Below are 15,357 nucleotides of genomic sequence, written 5' to 3'. Positions count from 1 at the left end.
AACTGACGGGCCGCCTCGGCGAACGTGCGTCCGCCCCTCTGTTCTCACCGCGCCCGTGAGTCAAGGCGCGTCCATTCGGCATAGCAGGTTCGGGGAGAGGACAATGTCCGCGTGGGAGACAATGTCCGTGTGGCAGACCGCGGACAGAGGGCCTTCGCAGGTTCAGTAGAGTGGGACAGCGGCAGAGTCGATTGGGCGAGGACGCTCGTCGACGGTGAGTAGAGGAGTCCCCGGATGGTTGTGGCTTGGTGGAGCATCATTCCGTTCGTTCTGCTGCTCGGATGCATCGCAGTGCTCCCGCTCATCCCGGCCACGGAGAAGATCTGGGATCGCAACCTCGTCAAACTCATCGTCGCGCTCATCCTCGGTGTGCCGATCGCGCTCTGGTTCCTGCTCAGTGGAGAGTCGACGACCGTCATCCACGCGCTGCTCGAGTATTTCCAATTCATCGTGCTCATCGGCAGTCTCTTCGTCGCCTCGGGCGGAATCTTCCTCGTCGGCGACATCAAGGCGACACCGCGGAACAACACGATATTCCTCGCCGTCGGCGGTGTGCTCGCCTCGTTCATCGGCACCACCGGTGCGGCGATGCTGCTCATCCGCCCGATCCTCAATACGAACCAGGACCGCAAACACCGCACACATACGGTCATCTATACGATCTTCATCGTTGCGAACTGCGGTGGTCTGCTCACACCGCTGGGCGACCCGCCGCTGTTCCTCGGCATGCTGCGCGGCGTGCCCTTCGAGTGGACGTTCGGGCTCTGGCCGTACTGGCTGTTCGTCAACGCTCTGCTGCTGATCAGCTACTTCGCCCTCGATAAGAAGATGTATGCGAAGGAACCGGCCGAGGCGCTGGCCAGGGACGCCGAGTATGCGACGAAGCTCGGCCTGCGCGGCGCCAGCGGTCTGCTGTTCCTGGCGATCATCATCGTGGCCGTCGCGTTCATCCCCTCGGTCGACATGCACGCGATCGAAACAGGACATGCGAGCGCCTCGGACTTCGTGCCGTGGCGTGAGCTCGTCATGCTCGGCTCCGCGGTGGCGTCGTTCCTCATCGGTGACCGCGGTGCCCGGTTCAACCTCAACAAGTTCACCTGGACGCCGATCCTCGAAGTCGGGTCGCTCTTCATCGGCATCTTCCTCACGATGATGCCGGCCCTGCAGTACCTGGGGCAGATCGCCCACAAGATCCCGCTGGGCGAGATCTCCCTGTTCATCTTCACCGGCGGCCTCTCCTCCGTCCTCGACAATGCTCCGACCTATGTCACCTTCTTCGAGATGGCGGCCCAAGTGCCGGGCGAACCGAAGGTGGCGGGAGTGCCCGAGACGCTGCTCATCGCGGTCTCGCTCGGCGCCGTCATGGGTGGAGCCATCACGTATATCGGCAACGGACCGAACTTCATGGTCAAGTCCGTCGCAGATTCGGCGAACGTGGCGATGCCGAGCTTCGGCGGCTACGTGTGGTGGTCGCTGCGCCGTCTGGCGCCGATCCTCGCCTCGATGGTGCTCATCTTCATGACCGGTTCACTGTGGTGGATTCTGCTCGGAGTCCTGGCCGCGTTCGTGATCCTCGGGCAGGCCGGGCGTGACCTGCGCGCGGCGAAAGCCGTGAAGGCAGAATGAGGGCCGCGGCCGGGGTCGGCCTCTACTTCACCGGCAACGGCGCGGTCTTCGCCGCCCTCCTGCCGTGGTATCCGCTGCTCGTCGACCGCCTCGGATTGAGTTCTTGGCAGTTCGGCCTCGTCGTCGCCTGCTTCGCCGTCGGATCGCTGCTGTCCTCGGCTCTGCCTGCCGCTCTCATCGCCCGATTCGGAGCCCACCGCGTCGTCATCGGCGGGACGGTGATGCTCGGTGTGGCCGCCTCGGCGACGGCGTGGTCGGTCAACGGCGTGATGATGGCGATCTGCCTGCTCCTGTTGGGATGCTGCGATGCGATCGTCGATGTCGCGCAGAACGTCGTCGGCATCTCCGTCCAGGAGCGGGCCGGACGCACGATCCTGTCGTCGATGCATGCGCTGTGGAGCCTCGGCGGTCTGCTCAGCGGAGCTGCCGCAACTGCGGCCGCCAGCTCCGGTGCCGACATGCGAATATGGCTGGGACTCATCGGCGTCGCAGCCGTGGTCATCACGATCGTGGGGCGCCGGCTGATCGGGGACTATGCCTCGCCGAGGCGGGTCGCCGATTCCGACGCCGCACCTGAAGGCCGTGGCGGAGACGGAACCGTGGGGCGATCGAAACGGATGGTCCTCTGGGCTGCGCTGCCCTTGGCGATCGTCGCGATCTGCGGGGCCGCGGTCGAAGACATTGCGAACAACTGGGCGGGGCTGGCCGCGGTCGAATTCGCAGGAGTTCCGGCCGCCTCGGCGGGGATCGCCTTCAGCGTCGTCATCGGCAGCCAATGCCTCGGACGATTCAGCGGGGACGTGCTCGTGACGAGGTTCGGGGCCGGTCGGATCGCACGCCTCGGAGGCGGACTCATCGCCGTCGGCGGAGTCGGCGTCATCGCAGCCCAGGAACCCGTTCTGCTGCTCGTTGCGATGGGAGCACTCGGATTCGGCTCAGCGACGCTCGTGCCCGGTGCACTGGGAGCGGCAGGTCGTCTGCCCGGGGTCGGCCGTGCCGGGGGAGTGACGCTGGTGAACTGGCTGATGCGGGTGGGATACCTCGGGACGAGTCCGACGGTCGGGGTCGTCGCCACGGGAGCGGGACTGCGGTGGGGACTCGGCATCCTCGTGCTCGTCGGACTCCTGACGGTGGTCTTTGCAAACCGCTTGGACGTGCGTCGGGCTTGACGGATGTGGGCGAGATGTTCCCTGGCTCGGACGGGGGATGTTCTCTGGCCTGAATTGAGTCCCCTGGCCTGAACTGAATTAGCGACGCCGCAACGCGGGTCTTATAGCTGCGGGGAACGAAAAATGTGCCGCTCCTTCGTCTCAGCGAAGTGGCGACACGTTCTATTGCAAGCGGGTGATGACCCCGGTGGTCGGGCTAGCGGGATTTGAACCCACGACCTCTTCACCCCCAGTGAAGCGCGCTACCAAGCTGCGCCATAGCCCGTTACCGTACTCCCTCGTGGGCAACGAGAACTAGCTTATACCGATCAGTGGCCAACTGCCAAAACCGCGTTCCGTGACCTTCGAAAAACAGGTATCATCCCAGGTAGATACCGAAGAAGCGGGACGTGCAGATGCCTGTCAGGGTGACTCAGTAACATTTCCGTTTCGTGATTGTTATGAAAGTGGCCCAGGCGGCTATGCTTGGTACACCGACAAACTAGAGGAGTCGACATGGCAGATCTGGATTATCCAGTGTCTTTGCGGTACTCGCGCGACCACGAGTGGGTTGCGACCACGGAAGACAACGCAGTAGTCCGTGTGGGTATCACTGATTTCGCCCAGGAACAGCTGGGTGACGTCGTCTATGTCGACCTGCCTGAAACCGGGGATTCGGTCACCGCAGGGGAGTCCTGCGGTGAAGTCGAGAGCACGAAGAGTGTCTCCGACCTGATCGCACCTGTGTCGGGGACCGTCACAGAGGTCAACGACTCACTCGACGATTCACCGGAGACCGTGAACTCGTCTCCCTTCGAAGACGGGTGGATGTATCTCGTCGAACTCAGTGACCCCGCACAGCTCGAATCGCTGATGGACAGCGAAGCGTACAAAGAGCTCATTCAGAGCGAGGAGGCGTAATGTCGCAGAACCACGATCAGAATCGTCCGACCCCCTCGCAGCCCTGGTATGACAACGGACAGGTCCCGCAGTCGAAGAAGTTCCCGTTCGGAGCCGGAAACGGCAACGGCGCTGACGAGTCGGCGACTCGGATGAATCCTCAGGTCGACCAGAGCGGTCAGGGGAACACCCCTCCCTACGGTCAGCAGCCTGCCGACGGCGCCCCGCAGGCACCGCAGTACGGCAACGGCCAGAACCATGGCGCCACGCCGCAGGGCGGCCAGAATCACGGCAACGGTCAGCAGTTCGGCGGCGCCCCGCAGGGCGGCCAGCAGTACGGCAACGGTCAGCAGTTCGGCGGCGCCCCGCAGGGCGGACAGAACTATGGTGCGTCGCAGCCGGCGAATCAGCCGTATGCCGGACAGGGTCAGGGCAGCCAGGGGCAGCCTCAGTATCAGCCCCAGCAGCATCAGTATCCGCCGCAGAACTACGGCCAGCCGCAGAGCGGCCAGCCGCAGGGCGGTCAGGGTCAGCAGCAGTACGGCTCCAATGGGGCCGGTCAGTTTGCGCAGCCTCAGGGCAGCCAGGGTCAGCAGCAGTACGAGAACCATCCGCAGCAGGGCGGCCAGCAGCAGTACGGTTCGAACGGGGCTGGCCATTACGGCCAGTTCGATCCCAATCAGCAGCAGGGCAGCCAGCCCGGCCCCGGCCAGTATGGTCAGCCGCAGTCCGGTCAACCGCAGGGCGGCCAGCCTCAGTCCGGTCAGCCGCAGGGCGCGCCGACGAACGGCGGACAGGACGCGATGAACGATTCGGGCAGCCAGCAGTTCCAGGGAATCCTGGATCCGCACACCGGTGAGATCCACCCGGTTCCCGACCTCGACGGTCTGCAGGATGCCGATGCTCTGCTCGTCGTGGTCTCCGGACCGGACTCCGGTTCGCAGATCCTGCTCGACACGGACGTGGTCACTGTGGGCCGCAGCCCGAACGCCGACATCTTCCTCGATGACGTCACCGTCTCGCGTAAGCATGCCGAGTTCATCCGCACACCCAGCGGGTTCACTCTGCGCGACACGGGCTCGCTCAACGGCACCTATGTGGGCCGTCAGCTCATCGACTCCATCGAACTGCAGAACGGAGCCGATGTGCAGATCGGCAAGTTCCGAATGATCTTCCAGCAGCGTCCGCGCTCCTGACCGGGGGATAATGTCAAAAGTCCAAGTCGAGGTTGTCGGCGTCCGCATCGAAATGCCCGCCAACCAACCGATTCTGCTGCTCAAGGCCAGCGAACCTGCGTACTATCTGCCGATCTGGGTCGGTGCGATCGAGGCCAATGCGCTCTCGATCGCGCAGCGGGGGCTGACCCCGCCACGCCCCATGTCACATGCTCTGCTCCTCGACGTCCTCGAGAAGTACGGGGCCGAGCTGCAGGACGTGACGATCACCGGCAAGGACGGTCAGATCTTCCTGGCGGAGCTGCACACGAATGACGGGAAGTCGATCTCCGCGCGCCCTTCGGACGCGGTGACTCTGGCGCTGACAGCCGACTGCCCCGTGTTCGTCGAAACACAATTGCTTGAAGAGTCCGGAATCGAAGCCCCCGAGGCCGATGAAGAGGAAGTCGCACAGTTCAGAGACTTCCTCGACAATGTGTCGGCCGAGGACTTCGAGACCGGTACCGAAAACCCATGAAAGTGAAACATTGAGTCTCCACACCGATCCGGTCCTGTCCAACAGAGAAATCGCCGCCGCCGGCCACGACAATCTCCGCGGTCTCGACGACTGGCGAGAGATGGATCCGAAGCAGCAGCCGACGTATCTCGACAGTGCCGCGCTCGACGAGGTGCTCACCGATCTGCGCAACTCACCTCCGCTGGTCTTCGCCGGTGAAGCCGATGTGCTCAAGCAGCGGATCGCCGCCGCCTCGCGCGGAGAAGCCTTCGTCCTCGCCGGCGGCGACTGCGCCGAATCATTCGACGGAGCCCAGGCGGACAAGATCCGGGCCCGTGTGCAGACGGTTCTGCAGATGGCGGCCGTGCTCACCTACGGCGGATCGATGCCCGTGGTGAAGATCGGCCGCATGGCCGGTCAGTTCGCGAAACCGCGTTCGGCCGACATGGAGACCCGTGACGGAGTCACCCTGCCGTCGTTCCGCGGAGACATCGTCAACGGCTACGAGTTCACCGAGGAATCCCGCCGCCACGATCCGGAGCGTCTGCTCAAGGCGTACCACATCTCCGCTTCCACGCTGAACCTCATCCGTGCGTTCACCCAGGGCGGCTTCGCCGATCTGCGATTCGTCCACGATTGGAACCGCGGTTTCCTCGCATCGAACCCCGGCTACCAGCGCTACGAGCAGACCGCTGCCGAGATCGACCGTGCCATCCGCTTCATGGATGCCTGCGGAGCCGACTTCGATGCACTCAAGACCACCGAGTTCTACGCCGCCCACGAGGCGCTGCTGCTCGAATACGAACGTGCACTGACTCGTATCGACTCACGCACCGGTGAAGCCTACGACGTGTCCGGCCACTTCCTGTGGATCGGCGAACGCACCCGCGAGATCGATGGTGCCCATGTCGACTTCCTGTCCAAGGTGCGCAACCCCATCGGCGTCAAGCTCGGCCCCACTGCCACGGCAGATGACGCCCTGGCCCTGGCCGAGAAGCTCGACCCGGACGCCGAGCCCGGCCGCCTGACCTTCGTCACCCGCATGGGTGCCGGTCAGATCGGTGAGTCGCTGCCTGCTCTGCTCAAAGGCATCGGCGACCGTCTGCCGCATGTGACCTGGGTCTGCGACCCGATGCACGGCAATACGATCACCTCGAACACCGGGTACAAGACCCGCCGCTTCGAAGATGTGATGGCCGAGGTCGAAGGATTCTTCAACGCCCACGCTGACGCGGGCACGATCCCCGGTGGACTGCACATCGAACTCACCGGCGATGACGTCACCGAGATCATGGGCGGAGCCACCGAGATCGACGACGAAGGCCTGCGTCGCCGCTACGAGACCCTCGTCGACCCGCGCCTCAACCACGATCAGTCGCTGGAGATGGCGTTCCAGGTCGCCGAGTACCTCACTCGCCGGCAGTAACCGCCACAACTGACTGAGCCGGGGGCTCCGCAGAATCTTCTGCGGAGCCCCCGGCTTTGTCGTCTGACCGACGAGTCCTATTTGTCTTTGTCGTCCTTCTTATCGTCGTCAGACTTCTTGTCCTTGGAGTCGTCCTTCTCGTCCTTCTTGTCGTCCTTCGAGTCGGAGTCTTCCTTCTTCTCCTCGCCCTTGGACACGCGGACGATGATGAGCGAGTTCGCGGGCTTCGCCTCGGTGCTCTTCGGGAACTGCGAGACGACCTTGCCCTTGGGGACATCGTCGGAGAAGACCTCGTCCTTGCCGACGCGGAATCCGCGCTTGGCCAGAGTCGCATAGGCGGCGTCGAAGGTCAGCCCCTCGACGTTGGGAACCGGGATCGGCGCGACGCCCTTGGACACGACGAGGTCGATCTTCTCGCCCTTCGACAGCTTCGTCCCGGCCTTCTGCGAAGCCGAGATGACGGAGTTCCTGGCGACGGTGTCGCTGTACTTCTCCTCGACCTTGCCGACCTCGAGGTTGACCTTCTTCAGCGCGGCTTCCGCATCGTCGCGGCTCGTGCCCTCGAGCTTCGGAACCGCGAACTTCTCCTCACCCTTGGACACGACGACCGTGACGGACGAGTCGGGGGCCAGCTCCGCACCACTGACCGGTTCGGTGCCGATGACAGTGCCGGCGGGAACCTTGTCGTCGAAGACCTCTTTGGGCTCGGCCTTGAGGTCGTTGTCCTCCAGCTGCGAGGTGACCTCCTCGACGGGCTTGCCCGCCAACTCACCGGGGACGATGGATTTCGGTGTGGGCAGGTTCGCCACAACGAACCAGGCGACCAGCGCGAGGACGGCGACCACGGCGACGAGCCCCGTGAGGACGCGCCGTCGGCGACGTCGGGCGGGAGATGCCACCGCCGAGGCGGCCGCGGAGCCGGCGACGACCGCGGCCTTATCGTTGCGGTCGGAATCCGAATCCTGCGACTCCGGTTCGTCGTCGGAGTCCTCTCGGTCGGAGGAGTCGTCCGAATCGTCCGAGTCTGCAGCGGCGTCGGCAGCGCCTGCGGCTTCGGCGCTTGTCGTGTCTGCGTCGGGGGAATCGGCGGTCGCACCGGCCCCGGCAACCGCGGCGCCGGCCACTCCGCCTCCGGCCGCAGCGACGGCGGCCGCGCCGGCAGCACCGGCCGTGTGGTCGTCATCGTCACGATGGGCGTCATCGGAGTCGGCGTCATCGTCAGGATCAGAGTCGTCCGACTCGGTGCCGTCGACCCCGTCGGCATCGTCGTGGGCAGCCTCCTCGGCAGCCGCCTCGGCGGAGGACTCGTCGTCATCGGCAGCGTCCGGACCGGCCGCACCGGTGTCCGCCTCGGTGTCGTCCTCTTCGCCTTCGAGATACGGGATCTCGTCGGTGCGGGAGCGCTTCTCCTTCGGCACCTCTTCGCCGAGGTCGATGCTCGCGGTGAGCGCGGGGGAGTGCTCACCGGTGGCGATCTGCGGATCTCCGAGGTCGAGATCGGCCTCGGACATCTCCGCGCGCGCTTCGGCCAGGGCCAGACGGAATTCGGCGGCATCGGCAGGGCGGTCCTCGGGGTCCTTCGACGTCGCCCACAGCACGAGTGCGTCCAAGCGCGGACTCAGGCGGGTGACGACGTCCGACGGCGGCGGAACCGTGTCGTGGACGTGACGGTACGCGACCTGGATCGGTACGTCGTCGGTATACGGCTGAGCGCCGGTGAGCATCTCGTAGAACATGATGCCGACCGTGTACAGATCGGTGCGGGCATCGGCTCCGGCTCGGGTGACGAGCTCTGGAGCAACATAGCCGACCGTGCCGATGAGGGTCTTCGTCGTCGTCGCCGTGGTCACGGCACGGGCCAGACCGAAGTCGGCGAGCTTGACCTGACCGTCGGTGCCCAGCAGCACATTGTCGGGTTTGAGATCCCTGTGGATGATCCCCGTCGAGTGCACGGCCTCGAGCGCGGCGAGGATCGCATCGAGGACGACGATCGCCTGTCTGGGCGTGAAGGTTCCGCGGTGCTTGAGCTCGCGGCGCAGCGTCACCGACGGCAGGTATTCCATGACGAGGTAGACGATGTCGCCGTCGCGCGCCTGATCGTGGATGGCCACGAGGTTCGGGTGGGTGAGCCGACCGGCGTTGATGGCCTCCCGGCGGAAGCGTTCGACGAAGGTGTCATCGGAGATGAGGTGCTCGTGCATGACCTTGATCGCGATCTCTCGGTCGAGTCGCAGGTCGGTGCCTCGGTAGACCATGGCCATACCGCCGCGGGCGATCTTGGCATCGATGCGGTAGCGGTCATTGAGCACCGTGCCGATGAGGGGGTCTCGGCGGGCGGTCACAGGGCCTCCTCCGAACGCGCACGCTGCAGCTGGACGGCGCGGACGAAGGTCTTCGTCTCCGGCAGCAGTCCGTCGGCGCGAACCGAGCGCAGGTCCTGGTAGTAGCCGGCGATGGCTTCGTTCTCCGATTCGGCGGTTTCGATGAGCCAGCCGAGGATGACAGTGCCGGCGACGATATTGTCTTCGATGTCGAGCAGGTCGAGTCCGCGACCGACGATATCGGACGCCCAGCGACCGGATCGGGGCGTGATCTGCATGATTCCGATCGCATTGCCGGCCGAGACCGTCGTGTGCTGGAATCCGGATTCCGCGGCGGCGACGGCTTGCATGAGGGCGGGATCGGCGCCGAGTTCGACAGCCAGTGAGGCGACGAGCAGCTTTGCCTGCGCCGGGGCCGGATGGCGGCGGTGCAGCAGGGTGTATTTGTTCAGTCGCGCCGCGTGGAGCACCGAGGGGCGGATGCCCTCGACCTGCGCGCTGGCGGCGACGCGGGGGATGTCGCGTGGCGCTTCGGGGGCTGTGCGACGCGGGCGGGCCTTCGACGGGCGCAGCAGGAGGAGTTCGCCGACGGTGATGAATGAGTCATCGCCCATGGCGTTGGCCTGCCGCAGGGTCGCCGGCGAGATTCCGTGCCGCGCCGCGATTCCCTGCAGGGTGTCACCGGGAACGACGACGTGGGAGGGATCATCGTCGGGCAGATCGTTCTTCTCCGGCAGGGACAGGACCTGACCCTGGTGGAGGTTCTGACGCGGCGAGATGCGGTTGAGTTCGGCCAGCGCGGGCACGGAGACGCCGTGTTTGCTGGCCACACCATAGAGGGTGTCGCCCTGCTTGACCTTGTACGTGCGGCCGCCGTGGGTGACGGGAACGGTGGCACTCGCGGTGCCCGAGATCCACTGCGGGCCGGTGCTCGAAGTCGCTGCGTCTTCGTCAGCGGAAGGGCGGTCGGATGTGCCCTCGACGGCGTCCTCGGACTGATCGTCGGGGGATTCGGTAGTGGGGGCTGCCTCGGTGGGGGAGTCGTTTTCGGGGTCGACCCGTTCGGCTCCTGGGATCGGACCGGTCGAATTCACCTTCGATGCGGCGCGGATGTCAGGAGCGGCGGTGACGGGCCTGTGCCGTCGCGGTCGTGTCATCTGTCACCTGTTGACTTCATGTCGAGTGGGGAAGCTACGGTCCCCAGCCTAACGAGTAGCCGGGCCCGACCCGAGCATTCGGCACCGCATGGCGGGGTGTTTCTGCCGAATATTGCTACGCTTGACGGCGTGAATACCGAAGAACTCGTCCAGGACTGGGCCACGCTGCCCGACATCGCAGAGCTCACCGGGCTCGGCATCTCCCAGGTGCGGAGGATGCTCGAAGACGGCGCCATCTGCGGAATCAAGATTGGCAATCCGAAGGTTCTGCGGGTTCCGTTGGCCTTTTTCGTCGACGGCGAGGTCGTCAAACCGCTCAAGGGCACCCTGCACACCCTCTATGACGCCGGATTCGACTACGAAGAAGCCATCGTGTGGCTCTTCACTCACGACGAGTCCCTGCCCGGCCGACCCATCGATCTGCTTCGCGCCGGCAACAAGAAGGAAGTGCGCCGCCGCGCTCAGGCCCTCGCGTTCTGATCTGGGCTGCCCGCGCAGAGTGAGCGCTTTCAGCCGTAAGCGCCGTGAGCGAACTGATCCGTCGGGTACGCCTGAAGCGGTCCGGCGGATTCAGCTGGAGCGGTAGCTCAGGGCTTTCGCGAATCCCTTGAGCCGCTCCTGCGCGGCCGACCCGATGCGCACCTGCGCCGAGGCGGTCGACCCTGCCGCTGAACCTGCACCGGCCTCTGCCCACGTATCGACGACCGTCGCTGCGTGGGCATGCTTGTCCGCGATGAAGGATTCGACGGCGGCGAGTCCGCCCGAGTCCGTGATCATGTCAACGCATTCGGCCACCTCGGCGTCGCTGAGATCCGGATCGCCCAACCGTGCGGCGAGGATCTCGAGCTGGTCCGCCGAGATCCGGGCCGCGGTCTCGGCGATGAGCACGGTCCGCTTGCCCTCCCGGATATCGTCGCCGGCGGGTTTGCCGGTGGCCGCGGGGTCACCGGCAATGCCGAGCACATCGTCGCGCAGCTGGAACGCCTGTCCGAGCGGAAGGCCGAAAGCGGAGATCTCCTGCAGCTGCTCAGAGTCCGCTCCGGCCAGGGCCGCGCCGAGGAGGAGCGGCTGTTCGACCGAGTACTTCGCGGACTTATAGCTCAGGACCTCCCATGCGCGTTCGGCGATCCGGTCGTCGCTAAGCGGGATGACCTCGGCGAGCACGTCGAGGTACTGACCGACCATGACATCTCGGCGCACGGTTCCGCGCAGCTCGAGGGCCGTGCGGCTGTTGCCCAGGGCCTCCTGGGAACGTTCGAAGAACTCCTCGCTCAGCGCCAGACAGATATCGCCGATGACGATGGAAGCGGAGACGCCGAAGGACGCGCCGTCGCCATGGAATCCGGAGCGCTGATGGCGGGCCTCGAACTCTCGGTGCAGGGCCGGACGGCCGCGACGGGTGTCCGAATTGTCGATGACATCATCATGGATGAGCGCGGCGGCGTGGAGCAGCTCGAGCGAACCGGCTGCCTGAGCCAGACCCACGGTGACGTCGGCTGCAGAGCCGGTTGCCCGGTCGGCTGCGGCCCCGCCTGCCACGCCGGCGCGGACGTCACCGCCGGCGAGCTGGAAGCCCCACCACAGCAGGACGGGACGGATCCTCTTGCCGCCGCGGGTGAACTCGATGAGCGCATCGCCGATCGCTGTCGCATCGGGTGAGATCGCCTCGAATTCGGCAGCCTTCTCAGCGAGGAAGGCCTCCAGCTGAGCGGACACCTCGCCAGCGATTGACTCGGGAGAGTCGAGGGACTCGACGAAGGTGGGACAGGCATCGGCCGAGCTGGGAGCGTCGGACGGGGCGGGCGCGGTGGACGAGGCGGACTCAGGGGAGTCGGACGGGGCGGACTCAGGGGCGTCGCCGGTCAACCCTGATCTGTGCGAGGTCATGAACCGATGTTTCCGCCGACGGTCACGATCGAATTCGCTTTGTCCTCCGAATCCTCGGCGACCGTGACGACGAGGACGCTGTCATTGTCCTTGTGCTTGAAGTTGACCACGCGGGCGCTCTTCGTCTTCACCTCATCGCCGAGGCGTTCGAAGTCCGCCTTGCCGAGCTCCTTCTCGTAGAACTCGAAGATGTCCTTGGCATCGGCCTTCGCCTTGACGACGAGACTGACCTGCTCGGGCAGCTTCTTGTCCTTGTCGTTGTGAGCCTTGACGCTCGACGCGGAGAGCACCTCGGAATCGGGGTACGGCTTGATGTACTCGGGCAGATCCTTCACATCGTTCGATGTATCGGGGTCCGAGCCCGTGGCCTCGGTCGATGCTTCGGACGAGGCAGTCTGGTCCTCGGTCGGGGACGCGGAAGCCGAGGCCTCCTGAGAAGCCGAAGGGGTCGATTCGGCCTTGTCTCCACCGTTTCCCGAACAGCCCGCGAGAGCGAGCGCGGCAACGATGGGCAGTGTCATGACAGCGGTGCGCGATACCATGCTTCAAGAGTACCTGGACTGTTCGGCGGAGCCGAAAGAAACGAGGGCGAGGGGCAGGCGATGAGTCGGAAGCAGCTGGCACGATCCGGAGGTGATCTGACCCGTTTGGGCACGGACGACACCGGTGCCACCATGCTCCACCTCGACATGGACTCGTTCTTCGTCTCCGTCGAGCTGCTCAGCCGCCCGCACCTCGTCGGCCGCCCGGTCATCGTCGGCGGACGCAGCGGACGCGGAGTCGTCGTCTCGGCCAGCTATGAAGCCCGCGAGTTCGGTGTGCATGCGGCGATGCCGATGTCGCGGGCCATGAACCTGTGCCCCGTCGCCGAGGTGATCCCACCGTCCCACGGCCTGTATTCCTCGTACTCCCGCCAAGTCTTCGATCTCGTCGCCGAAGTCACCCCCGATGTGCGGCAGGTCAGCGTCGACGAAGCCTATATCGATGTCTCCGGAGCCGTGCGCCGGCTCGGCTCTCCGGTGGAGATCACCACGCAGCTGCGCGCCCAGATCCAGGAGCGCACCGGTCTGAGCGCCTCGGTCGGCATCGCCGTCAGCCGCGTCGTGGCCAAACTCGCCTCGACCAGGGCGAAGCCGAACGGTCAGCTGCTCGTGCCCTCGGCCGCGACCCAGGAGTTCCTCGACCCGATGCCGGTCGAAGCGCTGCCCGGAGTGGGGGAGAAGACTCAGGAGGGGTTCTTCCGCTACGGAATCCGCCTCATCGGCGACCTCGCCGCAGTCGACGAGGATTGGGCCGCACGTGTCTTCGGTGCGCACGGTCATCAGCTGTGGCGGGCTGCCCACGGTCAGGACTCGTCCGGTTTCGACCACCAGGCCAAGGAGCACTCGATCAGTGCGGAGAACACCTTCGGCGAGGACATCTGGGACATCGCCGTGCTCGAGCACGAACTGCTGCGCCTCGCCGACAAGGTCGCCTACCGAGTCCGTGCGGAGGGAAAGGTCGCCACAAGCCTCGGACTGAAGTACCGCCTCGGCGATTTCACGACTCTGTCGAGGTCGGTGACTCTCTCGGCACCGACTGATCTTGCCCGGGAGATGTACGAGGCGCTGCGCCCGGCTCTGCGCAAGCTGCGTGAGCAGCGTTCCCAAGGAGTCAGGCTGCTCGGCGTCCGCGCCGCCGGCCTCAGCGATTTCGCCGTCACCGGGCGGCAGGCCACCTTGGACGAACCAGTTCGTTCCGGACGCGAAGCCGAGGTCGCCCTCGACGAGGTGAGGCGGCGATTCGGCAGCGAAGCGATCTCTCAGGCCTCGCTTCTGCGCAAGCGTCCCGAGGCCTGAGAGCGGGTGAGCGGGAGCACAGTCTGAAGACCCCGTGGGAATCCGGCTCCTGACGGCCCCCGGAGATGTTTTTTCGGCCCTCAGAGACTATGATTGGGGGAAAGACTTGAGAAGCGAAACGGGGGTTCGAGATGCCACTCTCCGATCACGAACAGCAGCTGTTGGATCAACTGGAGAAGCAGCTGCGCAGTGAAGACCCTCGTTTTGCCCGGAATATCTCGGAAACCCAGGCAGCTGCCACGGGTCCCGGGTTCTCGGCGAAGCGCTTCGTCCTCGGCATCCTCATCGCCCTCGCCGGGCTGGCCGCGACGATCCTCGCGATCTCGCTCGTCTCCAGCTCCGCCTGGTGGATCGCTCTCGGCGTCGTCGGCTTCGGCCTCATGGTCACCGGAATGTACTGGGCGTTCAGCCGTCCCGGCCATGTGCACACGACTCAGACGGACTCCCGGAACTCCGGAGCGAAGACCGAGTCCAAGGGCAACTCCGGATTCATGAGCCGAATGGAAGACCGGTGGGAGAAGCGCCAGCGCGGCGAATGATCCTGCTCTCTGCGATCAAGGCACTCTCGACATGAGGGTGCCTTTTTCAATGCCGGTCCGCGTACTCGCCGGTTCTGCCCTTGCGGTCTTTGCCGGCATCTCCGCCTTCGCCGAGGCAGCGCACTGGCGATCGAGCCACCGTCGGCTGGGAGACTGTGATGCCTCGGGTGGCCAGCGACCACGGAGCGATCGACGGTCGATTCCAGGCGTTCGGGCCCTGACCGCGGCAGGCAGAGACGAGAACACGGCCGACAGCGACCAGATCATCATCGTCCTCGGATATGCCAACCGCGGTCTGCGACCGAACGCAATCAACCGGTTCCGGGTCCGCGCGGGTCTGCGGTCGATCGTTCCGGCAGCCCGGTCGACTCTCCTCATCTTCTGCGGAGGCGCCGTCACAGGACGAACACCGGAGGCCCTCATCCTCGAACGCTTCGCCCGGGACGAACTCGGCTACACCGGCCGAGCTGTGCTGGAGGAGCAGAGCATAACGACGTGGGAGAACATCGCCAACGCGATCCCCATCATCGACCGCGAGCTCACCCCGGCCACGACGATCAGCATCGTCTCGAACTCCCACCATGCCGAGAAAGCCCGTGACCACCTGTGGCAGATGCGCCCGGACCTGGCCAGGCGGTTGGTCCGCGGGGGAGACTACCGATTCGGTGAACAGCCGCTGGTGAAGCCCATCGCCGCCGTGCGCGGCCTGCTCGCCCTGCGTGCACTCGATCGAGAGAACGCGAAACGCGCGGCAGGGCGCTGAGGTCCCAGACTCTCGCACTGAGCGTCCAAACTCTGCGAGACAGCGAAGAGGCGCCCCCGCAGGACCGCCCCTTCGCACATC

General features: G+C 65.4%; 14 protein-coding genes and 1 tRNA gene. 10 read left to right on the top strand and 5 right to left on the bottom strand.

The features are described from left to right. Window positions 1-234: 234 nt before the first annotated feature. Together SB749_RS18360 and SB749_RS18355 are read left to right on the top strand one after the other, a co-directional pair. Window positions 235-1,626, top strand: a complete 1,392-nt coding sequence (locus SB749_RS18360) for a sodium:proton antiporter (RefSeq protein WP_410711565.1) — start codon at window positions 235-237, stop codon at window positions 1,624-1,626. Next, a complete protein-coding gene (locus SB749_RS18355) occupies window positions 1,623-2,795 on the top strand; it encodes an MFS transporter (RefSeq protein WP_410711564.1) in 1,173 nt (390 codons plus the stop codon). The genes SB749_RS18360 and SB749_RS18355 overlap by 4 nt, the downstream gene beginning before the upstream one ends. Before the next feature lie 188 nt (window positions 2,796-2,983). Here the strand turns inward: SB749_RS18355 and SB749_RS18350 are convergent. After that, window positions 2,984-3,060 (bottom strand) — tRNA-Pro (locus tag SB749_RS18350). A 230-nt stretch (window positions 3,061-3,290) separates the two neighbouring features. On the opposite strand from SB749_RS18350, the gene gcvH reads away from it, so the two are divergent. From gcvH to SB749_RS18330, 4 genes are read left to right on the top strand one after another with little or no spacing between them, the layout of a single operon-like run. Further along, window positions 3,291-3,695: a glycine cleavage system protein GcvH gene (gene gcvH / locus SB749_RS18345; protein ID WP_101546267.1), complete on the top strand. Its 405-nt coding sequence runs from the start codon at window positions 3,291-3,293 to the stop codon at window positions 3,693-3,695. Beyond that, complete coding sequence (locus SB749_RS18340; protein ID WP_410711563.1) at window positions 3,695-4,870, top strand: FHA domain-containing protein; 1,176 nt, start codon at window positions 3,695-3,697, stop codon at window positions 4,868-4,870. Before gcvH ends, SB749_RS18340 begins: the two co-directional genes overlap by 1 nt. A gap of 10 nt (window positions 4,871-4,880) precedes the next feature. Then, on the top strand, window positions 4,881-5,366 hold the full coding sequence (locus tag SB749_RS18335; protein ID WP_410711562.1) for a bifunctional nuclease family protein: 486 nt from the start codon (window positions 4,881-4,883) through the stop codon (window positions 5,364-5,366). A gap of 10 nt (window positions 5,367-5,376) precedes the next feature. After that, complete coding sequence (locus SB749_RS18330; protein WP_410711561.1) at window positions 5,377-6,771, top strand: class II 3-deoxy-7-phosphoheptulonate synthase; 1,395 nt, start codon at window positions 5,377-5,379, stop codon at window positions 6,769-6,771. 77 nt (window positions 6,772-6,848) lie between these two features. On the opposite strand, the gene SB749_RS18325 is transcribed toward SB749_RS18330, so the two are convergent. Both SB749_RS18325 and SB749_RS18320 read right to left on the bottom strand, forming a co-directional pair. Beyond that, complete coding sequence (locus SB749_RS18325; protein WP_410711560.1) at window positions 6,849-9,113, bottom strand: protein kinase domain-containing protein; 2,265 nt, start codon at window positions 9,111-9,113, stop codon at window positions 6,849-6,851. Continuing rightward, window positions 9,110-10,249 carry a LysM peptidoglycan-binding domain-containing protein gene (locus SB749_RS18320; RefSeq protein ID WP_410711559.1) on the bottom strand — a complete coding sequence of 380 codons (1,140 nt, stop codon included), beginning with the start codon at window positions 10,247-10,249 and terminating at the stop codon, window positions 9,110-9,112. The genes SB749_RS18325 and SB749_RS18320 overlap by 4 nt, the downstream gene beginning before the upstream one ends. 129 nt (window positions 10,250-10,378) lie before the next feature. On the opposite strand from SB749_RS18320, the gene SB749_RS18315 reads away from it, so the two are divergent. Further along, a complete protein-coding gene (locus tag SB749_RS18315) occupies window positions 10,379-10,729 on the top strand; it encodes an Rv2175c family DNA-binding protein (protein WP_410711558.1) in 351 nt (116 codons plus the stop codon). 90 nt (window positions 10,730-10,819) lie between these two features. Here SB749_RS18315 and SB749_RS18310 read toward each other — a convergent pair whose 3' ends face one another. Continuing rightward, complete coding sequence (locus tag SB749_RS18310; RefSeq protein WP_410711557.1) at window positions 10,820-12,136, bottom strand: polyprenyl synthetase family protein; 1,317 nt, start codon at window positions 12,134-12,136, stop codon at window positions 10,820-10,822. Continuing rightward, window positions 12,133-12,678 carry a hypothetical protein gene (locus SB749_RS18305; protein WP_410711556.1) on the bottom strand — a complete coding sequence of 182 codons (546 nt, stop codon included), beginning with the start codon at window positions 12,676-12,678 and terminating at the stop codon, window positions 12,133-12,135. Before SB749_RS18305 ends, SB749_RS18310 begins: the two co-directional genes overlap by 4 nt. A 60-nt stretch (window positions 12,679-12,738) precedes the next feature. Between SB749_RS18305 and dinB the strand changes: the two genes are divergently transcribed. The 3 genes from dinB to SB749_RS18290 all read left to right on the top strand — a co-directional run bounded on the left by dinB (window position 12,739) and on the right by SB749_RS18290 (window position 15,276). Beyond that, window positions 12,739-13,974 carry a DNA polymerase IV gene (gene dinB, locus SB749_RS18300; protein WP_410711555.1) on the top strand — a complete coding sequence of 412 codons (1,236 nt, stop codon included), beginning with the start codon at window positions 12,739-12,741 and terminating at the stop codon, window positions 13,972-13,974. A 131-nt stretch (window positions 13,975-14,105) separates the two neighbouring features. After that, complete coding sequence (locus SB749_RS18295) at window positions 14,106-14,513, top strand: DUF3040 domain-containing protein (RefSeq protein WP_410711554.1); 408 nt, start codon at window positions 14,106-14,108, stop codon at window positions 14,511-14,513. A gap of 49 nt (window positions 14,514-14,562) precedes the next feature. Beyond that, on the top strand, window positions 14,563-15,276 hold the full coding sequence (locus SB749_RS18290) for a YdcF family protein (RefSeq protein ID WP_410711553.1): 714 nt from the start codon (window positions 14,563-14,565) through the stop codon (window positions 15,274-15,276). The last annotated feature ends 81 nt before the right edge of the window (window positions 15,277-15,357 follow it).

Source organism: Brevibacterium sp. SIMBA_078, from assembly GCF_046534565.1.
Classification (GTDB): Bacteria; Actinomycetota; Actinomycetes; order Actinomycetales; family Brevibacteriaceae; genus Brevibacterium.
This window is presented reverse-complemented; position numbering and strand designations above follow the sequence as displayed.